Genomic DNA, 16290 nt, shown 5'->3' on the forward strand with positions numbered 1-16290 from the left:
GAACCACAATGCTGCCAATCGATGGGATCAAGGTACTGGACGTCTCGCAGATCATGGCCGGCCCCTACTGCACCATGGTGCTGGGAGACATGGGCGCCGAGGTGATCAAGGTCGAGAAGGCCAACGGCGGCGACGACAGCCGCCAGATGGGCCCCTACGTCGAGGATGAATCGACCTGTTTCGCCCAGATCAACCGCAACAAGAAGAGCATTTCGCTCAACCTGAAAGAAGAGAAGGGCCGCGAGGTGTTCTATCGCCTCGCCAAGGAAGCCGACGTGGTGGTCGAGAACTATCGACCCGGCGTCACCCAGTCGCTGAAGATCGACTACGACAGCCTCAAGGCGATCAACCCGGGGCTGATCTACTGCTCGATCTCGGGCTACGGCCAGACCGGTCCGTCGCGTCACAAGGGCGGCTTCGACCTGGTGGCCCAGGGCATGAGCGGGCTGATGTCGATGACCGGCGAGCCGGGCCGGCGTCCGCTCAAGACCGGGGTCGCCGTCTACGATATCGGCGCCGGCCTGACCGCCATCTACTCGATCCTGGCGGCCTATATCCACCGTCAGCGCAGTGGCGAAGGCCAGCACCTGGACATCGCCATCGCCGAGTGTGGCCTGCCCTGGTTCACCTGGGAGGCGGGCGCCTACTTCTCCGAAGGCCGAGTGCCCGAGGCCACCGGCTGGCGCCATCGGGTGTCCGCGCCCTACCAGGCGATGCGGGTACGCGACGGTTACATGATGCTCGGCTGCGCCAACCAGCGTACCTGGGAGCGCTTCTGCGAGGACGTCATCGAGCGCCCCGAGCTGATGGTCGACGAGCGCTTCAAGACCAACCTCGACCGCGGGGCCAACGTCGAGGCGCTGGAAGCCATCCTCGAGGACATCCTCGGGCAACAGGATCGCGCCTACTGGCTCGATCGCTGTGACGCCGCCGGGGTGCCGGCAGGGCCGATCAACGACTTCGACCAGGCCATGCACGACGAACACTACCTGGCCCGCGAGATGGTGCTGGAGGTCGATCATCCGACCATGGGGCGGATGAAGACCCTGGGCTTTCCCAGCAAGTTCTCGGCGACCCCGTTGGCGATTCGCCAGCCGGCGCCGCTGTTCGCCCAGCACACCGACGAGGTGCTTGGGGAGATCGGGCTGGCAGCGGACGAGATCGACGCGCTGCGTCAGCAGGGTGCCGTGCGCTGACACCGGCACCACCGTGATCGGCAGCTAGCGTCTGGCATGTCGCCGAATCGGTGGGGCGGTGTCACTATAAAAATTGCATTCATTATTACAGATTATTACAAGAGGGGCGCGACAGCGCTTGGCGCCCGAACAGCTATCCAGGCGTCACCCAGTGCGACGCCTGGCCAGGAGGCCTTACATGCTGAATCTCGACTTTCATCCCACCGGACGTCACTTCCTCCAGATCCCTGGCCCTTCGCCGGTGCCGGATCGTATCCTGCGGGCCATGAGCCTGCCGACCATCGATCACCGTGGCCCGGAGTTCGGCGCCCTCGGACGTGAATTGCTCGGCAAGGTCGGCAAGATCTTCAAGACCGAAAAGCCGGTGATCATCTATCCGGCTTCCGGTACCGGGGCCTGGGAGGCCGCCCTGGCCAATACCCTGTCGCCGGGGGATCAGGTGCTGATGTTCGAGACCGGCCACTTCGCCTCGCTGTGGCATCGTCTGGCCCTGCGTCTTGGTCTCGAGCCCGAGTTTCTGGGCCTGCCGGGGGCCGAGGGCTGGCGCCACGGTGTCCAGGCCGACATGATCGAGGCACGCCTCAAGCAAGACACCGAGCAGCGGATCAAGGCGGTGTGCGTGGTCCACAACGAGACCTCCACCGGTGTTACCAGCGACATCGCCGCGGTGCGCCGGGCGATCGACGCCGCCGGTCATCCGGCGCTGTTGCTGGTCGATACTATCTCGGGGCTTGCCAGCGCCGACTATCGCCACGACGAGTGGGGTGTCGACGTCACTATTTCCGGCTCCCAGAAGGGACTGATGCTGCCGCCGGGGATCAGCTTCAACGCGATCTCCGACAAGGCCTTGGCCGCCAGTCGCGAGTCGCGGTTGCCCAGGAGCTTCTGGGCCTGGGACGAGATCCTCGAGGCCAACCAGGGGGGCTACTGGCCCTATACCCCCAATACCAATCTGCTCTACGGCCTCAACGAGGCCATCGACATGCTGCTGGACGAGGGGCTGGATAACGTCCTGGCCCGTCATCAGCGCTGGGCGGCGGGTGTGCGCGCGGCGGTGAACGCCTGGGGACTCGAGATCCAGTGCCAGGACCCCGAGGTCTACTCGCCGGTGCTGACCGGCGTGGTGATGCCGGAGGGCGTCGACGCCGATGCCGTGCGCAAGCTGATCTACGAGCGCTTCGACCTGTCGCTCGGCACCGGGCTTGGCAAGGCCAAGGGGCGCATGTTCCGTATCGGCCACCTGGGCGACTGCAACGACCTGACGCTGATGGCGACCCTGGCCGGCTGCGAGATGGGGCTGAAACTCTCCGGGGTGAGCCTTGCCGGCAGCGGCGTCGAGGCTGCCATGGCGTACTTCTCCGAGAACCCGGCGCCCCACGTGGCCCGCCTTGCTCGCGATTGAACCACCGCCCGCCCGTCGGCGGCGCTGTCGCCGACGGTCTACCCAGGGTTATCAAGGAGAGGGTGATGAACTCGTTGACGTCTGCCGCCAAGGGGCGGGATGCACGGATCCAGCCGCTGCCGGACTTTGCCGCGCGCCTGGCCAGGGAAATCCAGGGCGAGGTGCTGTTCGACGCCGCCAGTCGCGGCCGTTATTCCACCGACGCCTCGATCTATCAGATCACCCCGGTGGGCGTGGTGATCCCGCGCCATCAGGATGATCTGGCCGCGGCTCTGGAGATCGCTCGTGGGGAAGGCATTCCGGTGCTGCCTCGGGGTGGCGGCACCAGTCAGTGCGGCCAGACGGTGGGAGAGGCGCTGGTGATCGACGCCAGCCGCCATCTGAACGGTGTGGTGTCCTTCGACAAGGAGGCGCGCACGGTGGTGGTCGAGCCCGGCATCGTGCTCGATCACCTCAACGCCTGGCTCAAGCCCCATGGCCTGTGGTTCCCGGTGGATGTTTCCACCAGCGCCCAGTGCACCCTGGGCGGCATGGCCGGCAACAACTCCTGCGGCTCGCGCTCGATCCACTACGGCAACATGGTGCATAACGTCCAGGCACTGGACGTCCTGCTGGCCGACGGCGAGAAGGTACACCTCGGTCTGGTCGACGAGCTGGCCGCCGGTTCCCGGGCGGCGCGGCTGGCCGAGCAGGTCGAGGCCATCGCCCGGCGCGAAGGCGAGCGCATCCGCGAGCACTATCCCAAGGTGCTCAGGCGGGTGGCGGGCTACAACCTCGATCTGTTCGACTGTCAGAACCCGCTGCCCTACGAGGCCGATGGCCGTGCCAACCTGGCCCATCTGCTGGTGGGGTCCGAGGGCACCCTGGCGCTGACCCGCCAGTTGACCCTGAAGCTGTCACCGTTGCCGCAGCACAAGGTGCTGGGTGTGGTGAACTTCCCCACCTTCTATCAGGCCATGGACCTGACCCAGCACATCGTGACCCTTTCACCGACGGCGGTGGAGCTGGTCGATCAGACCATGATCGCGCTGTCGCTGGAGAATCCGTCCTTCCGTCCGGTGATCGAGAAGGCCCTGATCGGCAAGCCCGAGGCGGTGCTGCTGGTGGAATTCGCGGGCGAGAATCGCGACGAGCTGCTGGCGAGCCTGGCCCGGTTGAACGAGTTGATGGCCGACCTGGGGTTGCCGGACTGTGTCGTCGACATGCCCGAACCCAAGGCCCAGAAGGCGCTGTGGGACGTGCGCAAGGCGGGACTCAACATCATGATGAGCATGAAGGGCGACGGCAAGCCGGTGTCCTTCATCGAGGACTGTGCGGTGCCGCTCGAGCATCTGGCCGAGTACACCGACAAGCTCACCGAGGTGTTCCATCGTCACGGCACTGAGGGCACCTGGTACGCCCACGCCAGCGTCGGCACCCTGCACGTGCGCCCGATTCTCGACATGCGCCGGGACGGCGCCGAGAAGATGCGCGCCATCGCCGAGGAGGCCTCGGCGCTGGTCAGGGCCTACAAGGGGGCCTACTCCGGTGAGCACGGCGACGGCATCTGTCGCGGCGAGTGGGTGGCCTGGCAGTTTGGCGAGACACTCAACGACGCCTTCCGCGAGGTCAAGGGGCTGTTCGACCCGGACAACCTGCTCAACCCCGGCAAGATCGTCGACACCCCGAAGATGGACGACTCGCGGCTTTTCCGCTTTCCCGGGGAGTACCAGCGCATCGAACTGACGCCGGTGCTGGACTGGTCGCCCTGGAATGTCGAGCGAGATCCCTTGAACGGCGAGCAGACGCCACCGGGTAGCGGCCGCGATGTCACCGGCGGCCTCGCCAGCGCAGTGGAGATGTGCAACAACAACGGCCACTGCCGCAAGTTCGACGCCGGCACCATGTGTCCTAGCTATCGCATCACCCGCGACGAGAAGCACCTGACCCGCGGCCGCGCCAATACCCTGCGCCTGGTGCTGTCCGGCCAGCTCGGTCGCGACGGCCTGGCCAGCGACGAGGTCAAGGAGGCGCTCGACCTGTGCGTTTCCTGCAAGGGCTGCAAGCGTGACTGTCCCACCGGCGTCGATATGGCGCGGATCAAGATCGAGGCCCGGGCGGCACGGGTCGCCAAGGAAGGGGTGTCGCTGCGCGAGCGACTGATCGGTGACCTGCCCAGGCGCGCACCGGTGCTGCGACGCCTGTCACCCTTGGTGAAGGCCATCGACGGCATGCCCTGGCTGGCCTCACCGCTGAAGCGGGCGCTGGGGCTGGCCGAGGAGCGCGCGCTGCCACGCGTCACCGACGACTACCTGGGGCGGGCCCGACAGGGCGAGCGACCGGCCGTTGCCGACCAGGCGGTGAAGGAAGTGGTGCTGTTCGTCGATACCTTCAACAACTATATGGAAGCCGACAACGCCGAGGCCGCCATGCGCGTGCTTCAAGCCGCGGGTTACCGGGTGATCCTGGCGAGCGCTGCGGATCGTCGTCCGCTGTGCTGCGGGCGTACCTACCTGGCCAGTGGTCAGGTCGATCGGGCCCGGGCGGAGGCCGAGCGGACCCTGGCGGCGCTGACGCCCCACGTGGAGAAAGGGCTTGCCGTGGTCGGGCTCGAGCCATCCTGCCTGCTGACCCTGCGCGACGAGTTCCTGGGCTTCGGCCTGGGCGAACCCGCCAAGCGACTGGCCGAGGCGAGCCTGTTGTTCGAGGAATTTCTGGTGCGCGAGAAGGATGCCGGCAGGCTCGAGCTGTCGCTCGAGGCGCTACCGGTGTCGCGGGCGCTGCTCCACGGCCACTGTCACCAGAAGGCGTTCGATGCCCTGACGCCGGTGCAGCAGGTGCTGTCCTGGATTCCCGAGCTCGAGGTGGAGACCATCCAGTCGTCGTGCTGCGGCATGGCCGGTAGTTTCGGCTACGAGCGTGAGCACTATGAGGCCTCCATGCAGATGGCGGAACTCTCGTTGCTGCCGGCGGTGCGCGACGCCGAGGATGCGCTGATCGTGGCCGACGGCACCAGCTGTCGTCACCAGATTCGTGACGGTGCCGCACGTGAGGCGCGTCATGTCGCCAGGGTGCTGGCCGAGGCGCTGGCCTGAGTCGTCGGGAGGGCAGGGGGCCAATGCGCGTGAGGGCAGTCCTCAGGTGAAGGCCGAACTGGCATACTCGGGGAAAGGGCAGCGCGAACAAGGAGAGCGCCATGATCGACCTACGCAGCGATACCGTGACCCAACCGACCGAGGCCATGCGTGATGCCATGGCCATCGCTCCGGTGGGCGATGACGTCTGGGGTGATGACCCCAGCGTCGCCGCCTTCGAGGCTGAGGTGGCCGATCGCGCGGGCTTCGCCGCGGCGGCCTTCTTTCCCTCCGGCACCCAGAGCAATCTGACCGCCATGCTGGTCCACTGCGCGCGTGGCGACGAAGTGATCGCCGGGCAACGCTCGCACATCTATCGCGATGAAGGCGGCGGTGCCGCTGTCCTTGGCGGCATCCAGCCCCAGCCCCTGGCCCAGCAGGCAGATGGACGCATGGCGCTGGAGGATATCGCCGAGGCCATCAAGGGAGACGATATCCATCATGCGCGAACCCGACTGATCGCACTGGAAAATACCTTTCAGGGCCGGGTATTGCCCCAGGACTATGTGCAGGAGGTGACCGGCCTTGCCGCCGAGAGAGGCCTGGCCTGTCACCTCGATGGCGCCCGCCTGTTCAACGCCAGCGTCGCCACCGGCAAGTCGCTGGCGGAGCTGTGTGCCGGTTTCGATTCTGTATCGCTGTGCTTTTCCAAGGGGCTGGGCGCGCCGGTGGGCTCGTTGCTGGTCGGCGGCGAGCGCTTTATCGCCGCGGCCCGTCGCTGGCGCAAGACGCTGGGAGGCGGCATGCGCCAGTCGGGGCTGCTGGCGGCGGCCTGCCGGCATGCCTTGCATCACCATGTGGAGCGACTGGCCGACGACCACCGTCATGCCCGCCAGCTCGCCGAGTGGCTGGGTGGTATTGAAGGCATCGGGGTGGCAGGTCAGGCCACCAACATGGTCTTTCTCGACGTGCCGGCTCCTCACTGCGCCGCACTGGAGGGCTTTCTTGCCGAGCGTGGCATCTTGATCGCGGTGAGGCCGCGCACCCGCCTGGTGACCCATCTGGGGGTCAGCGAGTCGGATGTACGCCGAGTGGCGACGGAGATCGCAGCGTACTTTGCCTCTCTCGCACAGGAACCGATAACGGAGTAGGCAGAGTTTGGAAACAGCGTCCACTATATAGGCAGGGTGGGCGCCCAGCGCCCCCCATCCACAAGGATAACCTCGTCAGGAGCGGGCCATGGCCATCTATCGTCTGGGTAACCATTCCCCCCATATTCATCGCACCGTCTTCGTCGCCGAGAGCGCCGAGGTCATCGGCCAGGTGAAAATCCATGAAGACGCCAGCATCTGGTACCAGGCGGTACTCAGGGGCGACACCGAATCACTTGAAGTGCGCGAAGGCAGCAATATCCAGGATGGCGCCGTGCTGCACGCCGATCCCGGCTACCCGCTGTCGGTGGGACCGGGCGTCACGGTGGGGCACCAGGCGATGTTGCATGGCTGCACCGTGGGCGAGGGCTCGTTGATCGGCATCCAGGCGGTGGTGCTCAACGGCGCCGTGATCGGCAAGAACTGCCTGATCGGGGCAGGGGCGCTGGTCAAGGAAGGCGCCGAGATCCCCGACAACAGCCTTGTCGTCGGCTCGCCGGGCAAGGTGATCCGGCAACTGGACGACAAGGCCATCGCCGCACTCAAGACCAATGCCGAGGGCTACGTGACCAAGGCGCGGCTACATCGTACCCGGCTGGCTCGCATCGGCTAGGTCATCAGAGCCTGCGCTCGTCTACGTATCGGACAGCGCCTGGCCCCCCCTTCGCAAGAGGCCACGGACACTTCGCCGCGCTGTCTGTGGTCTGCGGGCAACTCGTCAACACCCTGGAGGGAGCGTCCCCGGTCTAGAGATGCCGTCGGGTCGGCCTTCTGTGCCGCTTGACCCTGTGTGGACCGGGAGCCTTGTGCCTCAGCAACAGCATGGATTCCGAGGATCTCGCGCCGTTGGTAATCACCACGACGGCGATCACGGTGATCATGGCAAGCAGCAGATAGGACATCTGAATTTCCCCTGGTCGAGAGTCGTGGCCCTTGTCGAGGCCATGCGTCCGTGGGCGCTCACGAAGAGCCATCCCCTGGTCAGCACGCAGACAACGCGCCTTGCCGGTGAACCTGAAAGCAAGAATGCTGCACGTGCGTACTACACTGAGTTAACTCTAGGCGCAGGGTATAAGGGCCGCCATATCAGCACAGAGGTAGTCAAACTGTGCTTAGAGTGGCGCGGTTCTCGAGCAAAGGTGGCGCCTGTCGCCAACAAGAAGGGGGTGTCATCGTCGATGACACCCCCTTGTCGGTCAGCCAGGTGGCGCCTGGCTTGGCGTAGTGCCTACTGCAACAGCCCCATCAGCGGGTCGGAGATACCGACGACCTGCATCGCCACCAGCCCGATCAGCCCCGCCGCGAGCACATAGTAGATGGTCGGCAGGATGGTCTTGCGAATGGTGATGCCCTCGCGTCCCAGCAGGCCCACGGTGGCCGAGGCGGCTACCACGTTGTGGATGGCGATCATGTTGCCGGCGGCGGCGCCGACGGCCTGAAGCGCCACCATCAGCGCGGTGGACACACCGAGTTGCTGGGCCACGTTGAACTGGAAGTCTGCCAGCATCAGGTTGGACACGGTGTTGGAGCCGGCGATGAAGGCACCCAGCGCGCCGACGGCAGGAGCGAACAGCGGATAGATGTCGCCGACACCGTTGGCCACCGCGGTGGCCATGGCCACCGGCATGGAGGCCAGATCCGCGCCGTTGACGCCGGAGTTGATCAGAATGCGCACCATGGGGATGGTGAACACCAGCACGAAGCCGGCGCCCAGCAGGGTACGGCTGGATTCACTGAAGGCCGCCTTGAGCTGATTGCCGTTCATGCGATGCATCAGAGCGGTGATCAGCACCACCATCAGCAGGATTCCGCCGGGCAGGTAGAGTGGCTGTAGGCTGCCGGAGATACCGGCCTCACCCAGGATGTCGCTGAAGCCCAGGCTTACCGAGGTCAGTGCCTGCTTGAACGGCTCGATGGTACGTGACGCCACCAGCAGTACCGCCAGCAGCACGTAGGGCAGCCAGCCCATGAAGGTGCTCATCGGTGCGCGGCCCACGACCTCGTCGGCCTTGATGCTGAGCTTGCCGATCCAGTGGGCAGGCCAGCTGTCACTTTCCGGGAAGTCCCAGCTCTTTTCGGGAATCAGGAAACCGCGACGGGCGGCCGGGACCACGATGGCAAGGCCTACCATGGCGCCGATCATCGACGGGAATTCGGGGCCCAGGAAGACTCCGGCCAGGGCGTAGGGCACCACGAAGGCGACGCCTGCGAAGATCGCGAAGGGAGCAATCGCCAGGCCTTCCTTCCAGGAGCGGTTGGCACCGAAGAAGCGCACCATGACGCTGACCATGATCAGCGGCATAAGCACACCGACCACGGCATGCACCAGCGCGACTTCTCCGGCAATCAGGCGGAAGTACTCCATCCAGGTGGAGCCGCCGGCTTCCAGCGTCTCGGTGATGCCGACCTTGTCCAGGCCACCGGCGACACCGACCACGATGGGGGTGCCGACAGCGCCGAAGGACACCGGGGTGGACTGGATCATCATGCCCACCACCACAGCGGCAAGTGCCGGGAAGCCCAGCGCGACCATCAGCGGGGCGGCCACCGCCGCCGGCGTGCCGAAGCCCGAGGCGCCCTCGATGAAGCAGCCGAACAGCCAGGCCACGATGATCGCCTGGACGCGGCGGTCCGGGCTGATGCCGGAGAAGCCATTGCGAATGGCGGCGATACCGCCGGAGTGCTTCAGGGTGTTGAGCAGCAGGATGGCGCCGAAGATGATCCACAGGATCGCCACGGTCAGGATCAACCCTTGCAGGGTCGAGGCCAGGACCCGTGTGAAGGTCATGTCCCAGGCCACCAGGGCAATCAGCGCGGTGACCAGAAAGACGATGGGCATGGCGACCTTGGCGGCCATGCGCATGCCGATCAGCAGGATGCCGGCCAGTATGAGCGGCACAAAGGCTATCAAGGCTAGAGTGGTGTCGGTCATGGTGTTGGGGTCTCTTGTCGTGTCCTTGTTTGTAATATCCGTTGTGTCGAAGTTGGCGGTCTCACGCCGGGGTAAGGCTCGGACAAGGCGGCACGATAAGCCGACTAGCGAAATCGTTCTAGACTGGGATATTGGTCAGACCAATGCAGCGCTGATGACTCCTCGTCCGATCATTCTTCAAATTTATTGTTTAACAGTAGGTTAGAGTCGACAAAGACGCTGGAGGCGGGTGCGAACGAGGCTAGTTTCTTAGACTAATGGACAGGTTTGTCTCCATCCCTCAGGAAATCATGGCGTTGGCGAGGTGGGCGGTTGATGGCACTATCGGCAGACATTCCCCTTCTAGAGGTATCTGGCATGGCCCTGGTGATGTACGACCTGTGTGGCATCGATGAGTCACTGCGTTTTTCTCCCTTCTGCTGGCGAGCCAAGCTGGCCATCGCCCACAAGGGGCTCGAGGTGGAGGCGCGGCCCTGGTGCTTTACCGAAAAGGAAAAGCTCGAATTCACGAACCATGACAAGGTCCCGGTGCTGATCGATGGCGACGAAGTGATCACCGACAGTTTCGAGATCCTGCGTTACCTGGATCGTGCCTACCCTGAGGCCCCGACGCTGCTTGGCGGTCCCTTGGCCGAATCCCGCGCCCGCTTTTTCAAGCACTACAGCGAGCGCGCCCTGCAGCTGCCGATCCTGCGTACCATCGTGATGGACCTGATGAACGCCATCCATCCCAAGGACCGCGACTACTTCCGCACCACTCGTGAAAAACGCCTGGGCATGACCCTGGAGCAGTTCCATTCTCCGGCCAAGGGGCTCAGCCAGCTCGATAGCGCCCTGGAGCCCCTGCGTGGCCAGCTGTCGGGAAGCGACTTCATTGATGGCGACACACCCGGTGCGGCGGACTACCTGGTGTTTGCCAACTTCATGTGGGCGCGTTCGGTGTCCACCGCGGATCTGGTGTCCAATGCCGATCCGGTTTACGCCTGGATCGAGCGGATGCTTGATGCCAATGGCGGTGTCGGCCGCAACGCGGTGCGCATCTGTGATATCGAAGGCGCCTATCGCGCCTGACCCTTGCTGCCGAGCGAGGCGACGCCCTGATATCGTCGTCTCGCTCTTTGCTCTTTGCTCTTTGCTCTCTGCTCTCTGCTCTCTGCTCTCTGCTCTCTGCTCTCTGCTTTCTGCTCTCTGCTCTCTGCTCTCTGCTCTCGACTCTTGGCTCCTCGTTGCGCTTCCCTCCTCAGTTTCCTTCGGTAAGCTTTCGCCTTTAGTCTGCGGCGATCATGACCCCTCGGTTATTACCGCATGTCGATCATGGCTTTAGAGGATCGCCAGCAAGGGCCCTCGTCTTGGCTAATCTTGCAGATATCTTTTGGAAGGCCATCGGACAACGCTGCGGTAGCTGTACCGAGCTGGTGAATCTGCGTGCAAGTTGCTCCGGTGGCCCGTCGGAAATGGCGAAGCAGCGGTCTTGTGTTTGATGACGAAGCTGTCGATTGTCGCTACTGCCGATTGTCGCTGCTGTCGATTGTCTCTATCGGCGACCGTCGTTATTGGCGATTGTATTGGTCGTTATGTCTCACAAAAGCGTGTTTATTGTGCTTCTGGAGCTGGTGCCGCTGCTGTCATCAGAGCGTCAATCATCTACTGCTATGGTGCGAATGGTGCGCCGCTGGGCAGATGCTGAGAATGCTGGGTGACTTTACCCGCGTTAGTGCAATTAGTGGCTCGTATATGCCTTATATGATGTTGCGGTGCAACAAGGTGCGTTCTAGTCTTCACATGCGAGACGATTCTGTGCTCGTTTGAAGACGATATGTAACCGGTGCAGCACAAGATACTGCCAGGCTGCCTCGTCTCGTCGTTGTTACGGCGGTCAGGCTGCCCGTGGGCCGAGCGTGCTGGCATACCTATAGGGAGTACCAACATGAGCGAGAACAAGGCAATGCCGACAATGGAAAACATGATCCCCTCCATGGACAAATTGTTGAGTCCGTGGCGTGAGGGGAGCCTGCTGACGCTGGAGTATTCCCAGAAGATGCTGGATGTGCGTTTCAAGACCATGGACTCCGCCATGAAGGCAGGTATCGCACAGGCCCGGTCCTGGTGCGAAGTGCGCGATGCCGAAAGTCTGAAGAACGCCAGCCAGTCCCAGCAGGAAACCCTGTCGGTGATCGGAGAGAGCCTGCGCGAGGAGAGCGAGACGTTGCTCAAGTTGAGCAAGGAGTACCAGGAAAAGTGTCAGGGAGTGGCCAAGGAAGCGCTGGATTCGGCCAAGGAGTAGCGGCGAAGCTGGTACGTTCTGGACGCCAGGGGCGTCGGCTGGAGACATCGGCTAGCGTCATCGTCGAGGAATATTGCCCGCAGACACGGCCCTGAGACACGGCCCGGATACATGGCTCGGTGATATGGCTCGGCGATATGGTCCGGAGATATCGACGTCGACATGTCGATGATGACACCGGCAGGCTCAAGCAGAGATATCAAAAAAGAAGAATGGAGCCAGCAGGAACGTCACCAGCAAGCGTTTAGCTAGCAGGAAATTAGCTAGAAAGAGATTAGCTAGAAAGAGATTAGTCAGAAGTAAATAAAGCAGTAAAAAGGTGCCTGGCCCCGAGCGACAGGCGCTGCGCAAGTCGCGGAAAGGTGGGCACGAGCGTAATGGTCCCGCCTTGGGTGCAGTTTCAGCATGGTCGTGAGATGAGGTAGTGCAACTCAAGCGAGAGCGACGAGCCCCAGAAGTGAGGTAGCGCAACTCTACTGTCGTGCAGCTGGCAGGGCCCAGAGCATGACCCGGTGGTTCGCTGAACGTGGCCGATGGGCACCACGTGAAAGGGTCTGGTAGGCCGCCATCCACATGGGGCCGTTCGTCTACAACCAGCCCGGACGCGAAAAGCGTGACGATTTCAGGATGACGAGAGCGCCAAGGCCTCTGGTCATCGACGTAGGGTTTGGCGGCCGGTCACCAGGTGACCGGCCGTTTTTGTGTGCTTGCTACTTCAGCTAGCGCGATCTTCCAGTCGGAACCGAGCGATCCGATTGATCTGCACCACGGCTTCCTGCCTTTCCTGCTCGGCTGAGTTGTTCAGGCGCTGTTCGAAGGCGGCGAGGATGGTGTGCCGATTGCCGCCCTTGACCGCCATGATGAAGGGAATACCAAAACGCGCCTTGTAGCTTTCGTTGAGGCGGGTGAAGCGCTCCAGCTCCTCCGGGGTGCACTGGTCCAGCCCGGCCCCGGCCTGCTCGCGGGTGGAGTCGTTGGTCAACTCGCCTGCGGCGGCAGCCTTGCCGGCAAGATCAGGGTGCGCCCGGATGACCTGCAGCTGTTCCTCCGGGGAGGCGTCGCTGAGGACCTGGCCCATGTGCTCGGCAAGACGTACCGGGTCGTCATGCTGCTCGTTCAGGCCACGATCGAAGGCACGCTCCGCCACCCAGGGTGAGTGCTCGAAGACGTCTCCGTAGGTGGTCACGAATTGGGTCTTGTCCATCTGGCTGGGGCGTTGGGTGAGGCTAGGCATGGGGAGTGGCTCCTGTCATGACGGCAAGGTAGATGGGGACGAGCATAGCTCTGATGACTCGTTGGTGTCGGTCACACCTTGTTGGCAGCGGGCGTAGGCGCAGACGGCAAGAGGTCGGTCGAGCCTTTGTTGCTGTCGGCAAACACCAGGCAGCTATGCATGCTCAAACTGTATACAAAAAATAGTTTGAAATGTACTCTTAATTTGGTCAATGATGTATGTTGTCATGGTTCCACACCACCATGCACTGGTTCCGCCATGCCGGCATCGCTGAAGTCATCTTCGTGTTGCTGCAAGCCACGACCGGCGAAAGCCTCTGGCCAGGTGTGACGAGAGACGATGATGCTCCATATCAGTGATTCACTTTAGCCAGTCCAGGACTGGATACATTGACCCGCTGATCGACCCGCTGATGACCCGCGAGAGGGGAGGACACTTATGGGACGCCTGACCACCCATGTACTGGATACCGCGCTTGGCCGCCCAGGCCAGGGGATTCGTATTGAGCTCTTCCGCATCCTTGGCGACGAACGTCAGCGCCTCGGGGAGACGATGACCAACGATGACGGGCGCTGCGATAGCCCGATCCTCGAAGGCGACGACTTCGTCGAAGGAGAGTACGAACTGCTGTTTCACGCCGGTGACTATCTGCGCGCCCTGGGTGTCGAGGCCTCGGAGCCGCGTTTCCTCGATCGGATTCCCCTGAGATTCGGCGTGGCGGATGCCAGTGAGCACTACCATGTGCCGCTCTTGCTGTCGCCTTATAGCTACTCCACCTACCGCGGCAGCTGAGCGTCATTGAGCACGATCAACCAGGCAGCCATCGATATTGACTGCCTTCCAACAACAACTGAAGTCGAGATAGGGCCATGTCATCGTACCTGTTGGACGTGAGCAATTTTCTGCTGCGCTGGCTGCATGTCATCGCGGCCATCGCCTGGATAGGCGAGTCGATCTACTTTGTCATGCTGGACAACTCGTTGAAGATCCCCAAGGACGAAGAAGACCGCGGCAAGGGTGTGTTCGGCGAAATGTGGGCGGTCCACGGGGGCGGCTTCTACCACAATCAGAAATACGCCACGGCGCCGGCCAAGCTGCCGGACGATCTGCACTGGTCCTTCTGGAAGGCCTATACCACCTGGCTGTCCGGTTTTGCGCTGTTCGTGATTCTGTACATGGCCAACCCCAGTTTCTATCTAGTCAACCCCCAGAGTCCCTGGGAGTGGGCCGCCAATCTGTCCGGCTGGCAGGCCAATGTGGTGGCTCTGCTGTTCCTGCTCGGTGGCTGGGTCGTCTACAACGAGATGTGCAAGCGTGTCAGTCCCAACATGGAGCGCGATGGCCTCTTGAGCCTGGGTGTCGCCGTCATGATGGTGGTGGTGGCCTACCTCAGCGTGCATATCTTCGCCGGACGTGCCGCCTTCCTGCTGACCGGTGCCGTCATGGCCACCGCCATGTCCGCCAACGTCTTCTTCTGGATCATTCCGGGTCAGCGCCGCATGGTGAAGGCGATGAAGGCGGGCGAGACGCCCAACCCCCTGGATGGCAAGCGCGGCAAGCAGCGCTCCGTGCACAACACCTACTTCACCCTGCCGGTGGTGCTGCTGATGATCAGCAACCACTATTCCTTCGCCTATACCAGCGACTGGGCCTGGGTGATCATGGCGCTCTTGATCTTTGCCGGCGCCCTGATTCGCCAGTACTTCGTGCTGATGCACAGCGGTCAGCACAAGCCGAGCTACCCGGCAGCCGGGGTGGCGCTGATTCTGGTGGCCTTCGCGGTGGGGGCTCCGAGCCTGACGACCAGTCCGGCCGCCGACAACGCCAACAGCGGCAGCAGTGCACCGGTTGCATCCGACGCTTCGCCGTTGGCCCAGGTGCATGCCGTCATGCAGGAGCGCTGTGTCAGCTGCCACGCCGCCCAGCCCGCCCACGCCGGATTCACCGCTCCGCCCGCCGGTGTGGCGCTTGAAACCGAGGCCCAGGTCGAGCAGCAGAAGGCCGCGATCCAGCAGGTGGTCGCCAGCGGCTATATGCCGCTTGGCAACCTGACCCAGATGACCGACGAGGAGCGTGCTCTGGTCGCCAACTGGGGCGAATAGAGGACCAGGATGAGCCGCAGTTGCCCCGGCGGGATGCGGGGAACTGCGGTTCTTTCCTGTCGGTATATCTCGTATACAATGGGGATATATTGCATCCGAGGACAGTGTCGATGAATCAGCGCGTGAAGCCTTCGCCCCCCGCCTCACCGGCCCCCAGACAGGGCAAGAACGGTGACGGCGCCGAGCGTCACGAGGCCATTCATCGCTCGATCAGCGACGCCATCATCGAGCACCGGCTCAAGCCGGGCGCACGTTTGCGCGAGGATGCCCTGTCCGAGGTGTTCGGGGTCAGTCGTACCGGCATTCGCAAGATCCTGCAGCGCCTGGCGCTGGAGCAGCTCGTCACCCTGACGCCACGCCGTGGCGCCAGCGTGACGCGTCCTACCGCTGACGAAGCCAAGGACGTGTTCGACGCCCGCCAGATGGTCGAGTGCGGGCTGATGTCGGATATCGCCAGGCGCATCACCCAGGACGACATCGTCACCCTCAAGGACATGGCCCAGCGCGAGCGGGAAGCGCTGCGCAGCGGCGAGCAGAGCGTTGCGATTCGCCTGTCCGCCGACTTCCACACCTATCTGGCCCGGGTCTCCGGCAACCGCACCCTGGCGGATTTCGTCGAGCGCCTGTGTTCGCGCAGTTCGCTGATTCTGGCGGTCTATGGCAACGCCGGGCACCTGGGCTGCGAGTCACACGACCATCAGGATCTGATCCAGTACCTGGAAGACGGCAAGGGCGAGCGCGCCGCCGCCTTCATGGGCCGCCACCTCAAGGCCATCGAGGCCTCGTTGTCGATCGTCGAGGAAGAGGACGAGGCGCCCAACCTGTTCGATATCTTTGCGCCCTGACGGCGACAAGTGATCTAGCGGCGGAGCAGCGGCCACTCGACCGCTGGTAAACGCCCGGATTTGACAGGTTTCGGCCCCGCTGACGCCATGG

At 63.3% G+C, this 16290-nt stretch carries 12 protein-coding genes; 10 read left to right on the forward strand and 2 right to left on the reverse strand.

Going from position 1 to position 16290, the window contains the following annotated elements; genetic code table 11:
* Window positions 1–8 precede the first annotated feature (8 nt).
* The 5 genes from RBB39_RS20835 to RBB39_RS20855 all read left to right on the forward strand — a co-directional run bounded on the left by RBB39_RS20835 (window position 9) and on the right by RBB39_RS20855 (window position 7415).
* Window positions 9–1196, forward strand: a complete 1188-nt coding sequence (locus RBB39_RS20835; RefSeq protein WP_306169379.1) for a CaiB/BaiF CoA-transferase family protein — start codon at window positions 9–11, stop codon at window positions 1194–1196.
* A gap of 178 nt (window positions 1197–1374) precedes the next feature.
* On the forward strand, window positions 1375–2598 hold the full coding sequence (locus tag RBB39_RS20840) for an alanine--glyoxylate aminotransferase family protein (protein ID WP_306169380.1): 1224 nt from the start codon (window positions 1375–1377) through the stop codon (window positions 2596–2598).
* A 65-nt stretch (window positions 2599–2663) separates the two neighbouring features.
* Entirely contained in the window at window positions 2664–5672 is a 3009-nt protein-coding gene (locus RBB39_RS20845; RefSeq protein ID WP_306169381.1) for an FAD-binding and (Fe-S)-binding domain-containing protein, read from the forward strand.
* A 101-nt stretch (window positions 5673–5773) separates the two neighbouring features.
* Window positions 5774–6802, forward strand: coding sequence for a low-specificity L-threonine aldolase (gene ltaE, locus RBB39_RS20850; protein WP_045991731.1), 1029 nt, complete (start codon window positions 5774–5776; stop codon window positions 6800–6802).
* Between the two features lie 88 nt (window positions 6803–6890).
* On the forward strand, window positions 6891–7415 hold the full coding sequence (locus RBB39_RS20855) for a gamma carbonic anhydrase family protein (protein ID WP_045991732.1): 525 nt from the start codon (window positions 6891–6893) through the stop codon (window positions 7413–7415).
* Between the two features lie 615 nt (window positions 7416–8030).
* On the opposite strand, the gene RBB39_RS20860 is transcribed toward RBB39_RS20855, so the two are convergent.
* Window positions 8031–9734 carry an L-lactate permease gene (locus RBB39_RS20860; protein WP_045991733.1) on the reverse strand — a complete coding sequence of 568 codons (1704 nt, stop codon included), beginning with the start codon at window positions 9732–9734 and terminating at the stop codon, window positions 8031–8033.
* Window positions 9735–10091: 357 nt separating this feature from the next.
* Here RBB39_RS20860 and RBB39_RS20865 point away from each other — a divergent pair, with 357 nt between their 5' ends.
* Both RBB39_RS20865 and RBB39_RS20870 read left to right on the forward strand, forming a co-directional pair.
* Window positions 10092–10805 (forward strand): glutathione S-transferase N-terminal domain-containing protein, encoded by a 714-nt coding sequence (locus RBB39_RS20865; RefSeq protein ID WP_306169382.1) that lies wholly within the window; start codon window positions 10092–10094, stop codon window positions 10803–10805.
* An 856-nt stretch (window positions 10806–11661) separates the two neighbouring features.
* Window positions 11662–12018, forward strand: a complete 357-nt coding sequence (locus RBB39_RS20870; protein ID WP_045991735.1) for a hypothetical protein — start codon at window positions 11662–11664, stop codon at window positions 12016–12018.
* Window positions 12019–12733: 715 nt separating this feature from the next.
* On the opposite strand, the gene uraD is transcribed toward RBB39_RS20870, so the two are convergent.
* On the reverse strand, window positions 12734–13252 hold the full coding sequence (gene uraD, locus RBB39_RS20875) for a 2-oxo-4-hydroxy-4-carboxy-5-ureidoimidazoline decarboxylase (protein ID WP_045991736.1): 519 nt from the start codon (window positions 13250–13252) through the stop codon (window positions 12734–12736).
* Window positions 13253–13690: 438 nt separating this feature from the next.
* Here uraD and uraH point away from each other — a divergent pair, with 438 nt between their 5' ends.
* From uraH to RBB39_RS20890, 3 genes are all read left to right on the forward strand, one after another.
* Window positions 13691–14044, forward strand: coding sequence for a hydroxyisourate hydrolase (gene uraH / locus RBB39_RS20880; RefSeq protein WP_045991737.1), 354 nt, complete (start codon window positions 13691–13693; stop codon window positions 14042–14044).
* A gap of 77 nt (window positions 14045–14121) precedes the next feature.
* Window positions 14122–15354, forward strand: a complete 1233-nt coding sequence (locus RBB39_RS20885; protein WP_306169383.1) for a urate hydroxylase PuuD — start codon at window positions 14122–14124, stop codon at window positions 15352–15354.
* Window positions 15355–15464: 110 nt separating this feature from the next.
* Window positions 15465–16199, forward strand: a complete 735-nt coding sequence (locus RBB39_RS20890; protein WP_083970245.1) for a GntR family transcriptional regulator — start codon at window positions 15465–15467, stop codon at window positions 16197–16199.
* The last annotated feature ends 91 nt before the right edge of the window (window positions 16200–16290 follow it).

It is taken from the genome of Halomonas sp. MMSF_3323 (assembly GCF_030733595.1).
In the GTDB taxonomy this organism is placed as follows: domain Bacteria; phylum Pseudomonadota; class Gammaproteobacteria; order Pseudomonadales; family Halomonadaceae; genus Halomonas; species Halomonas litopenaei.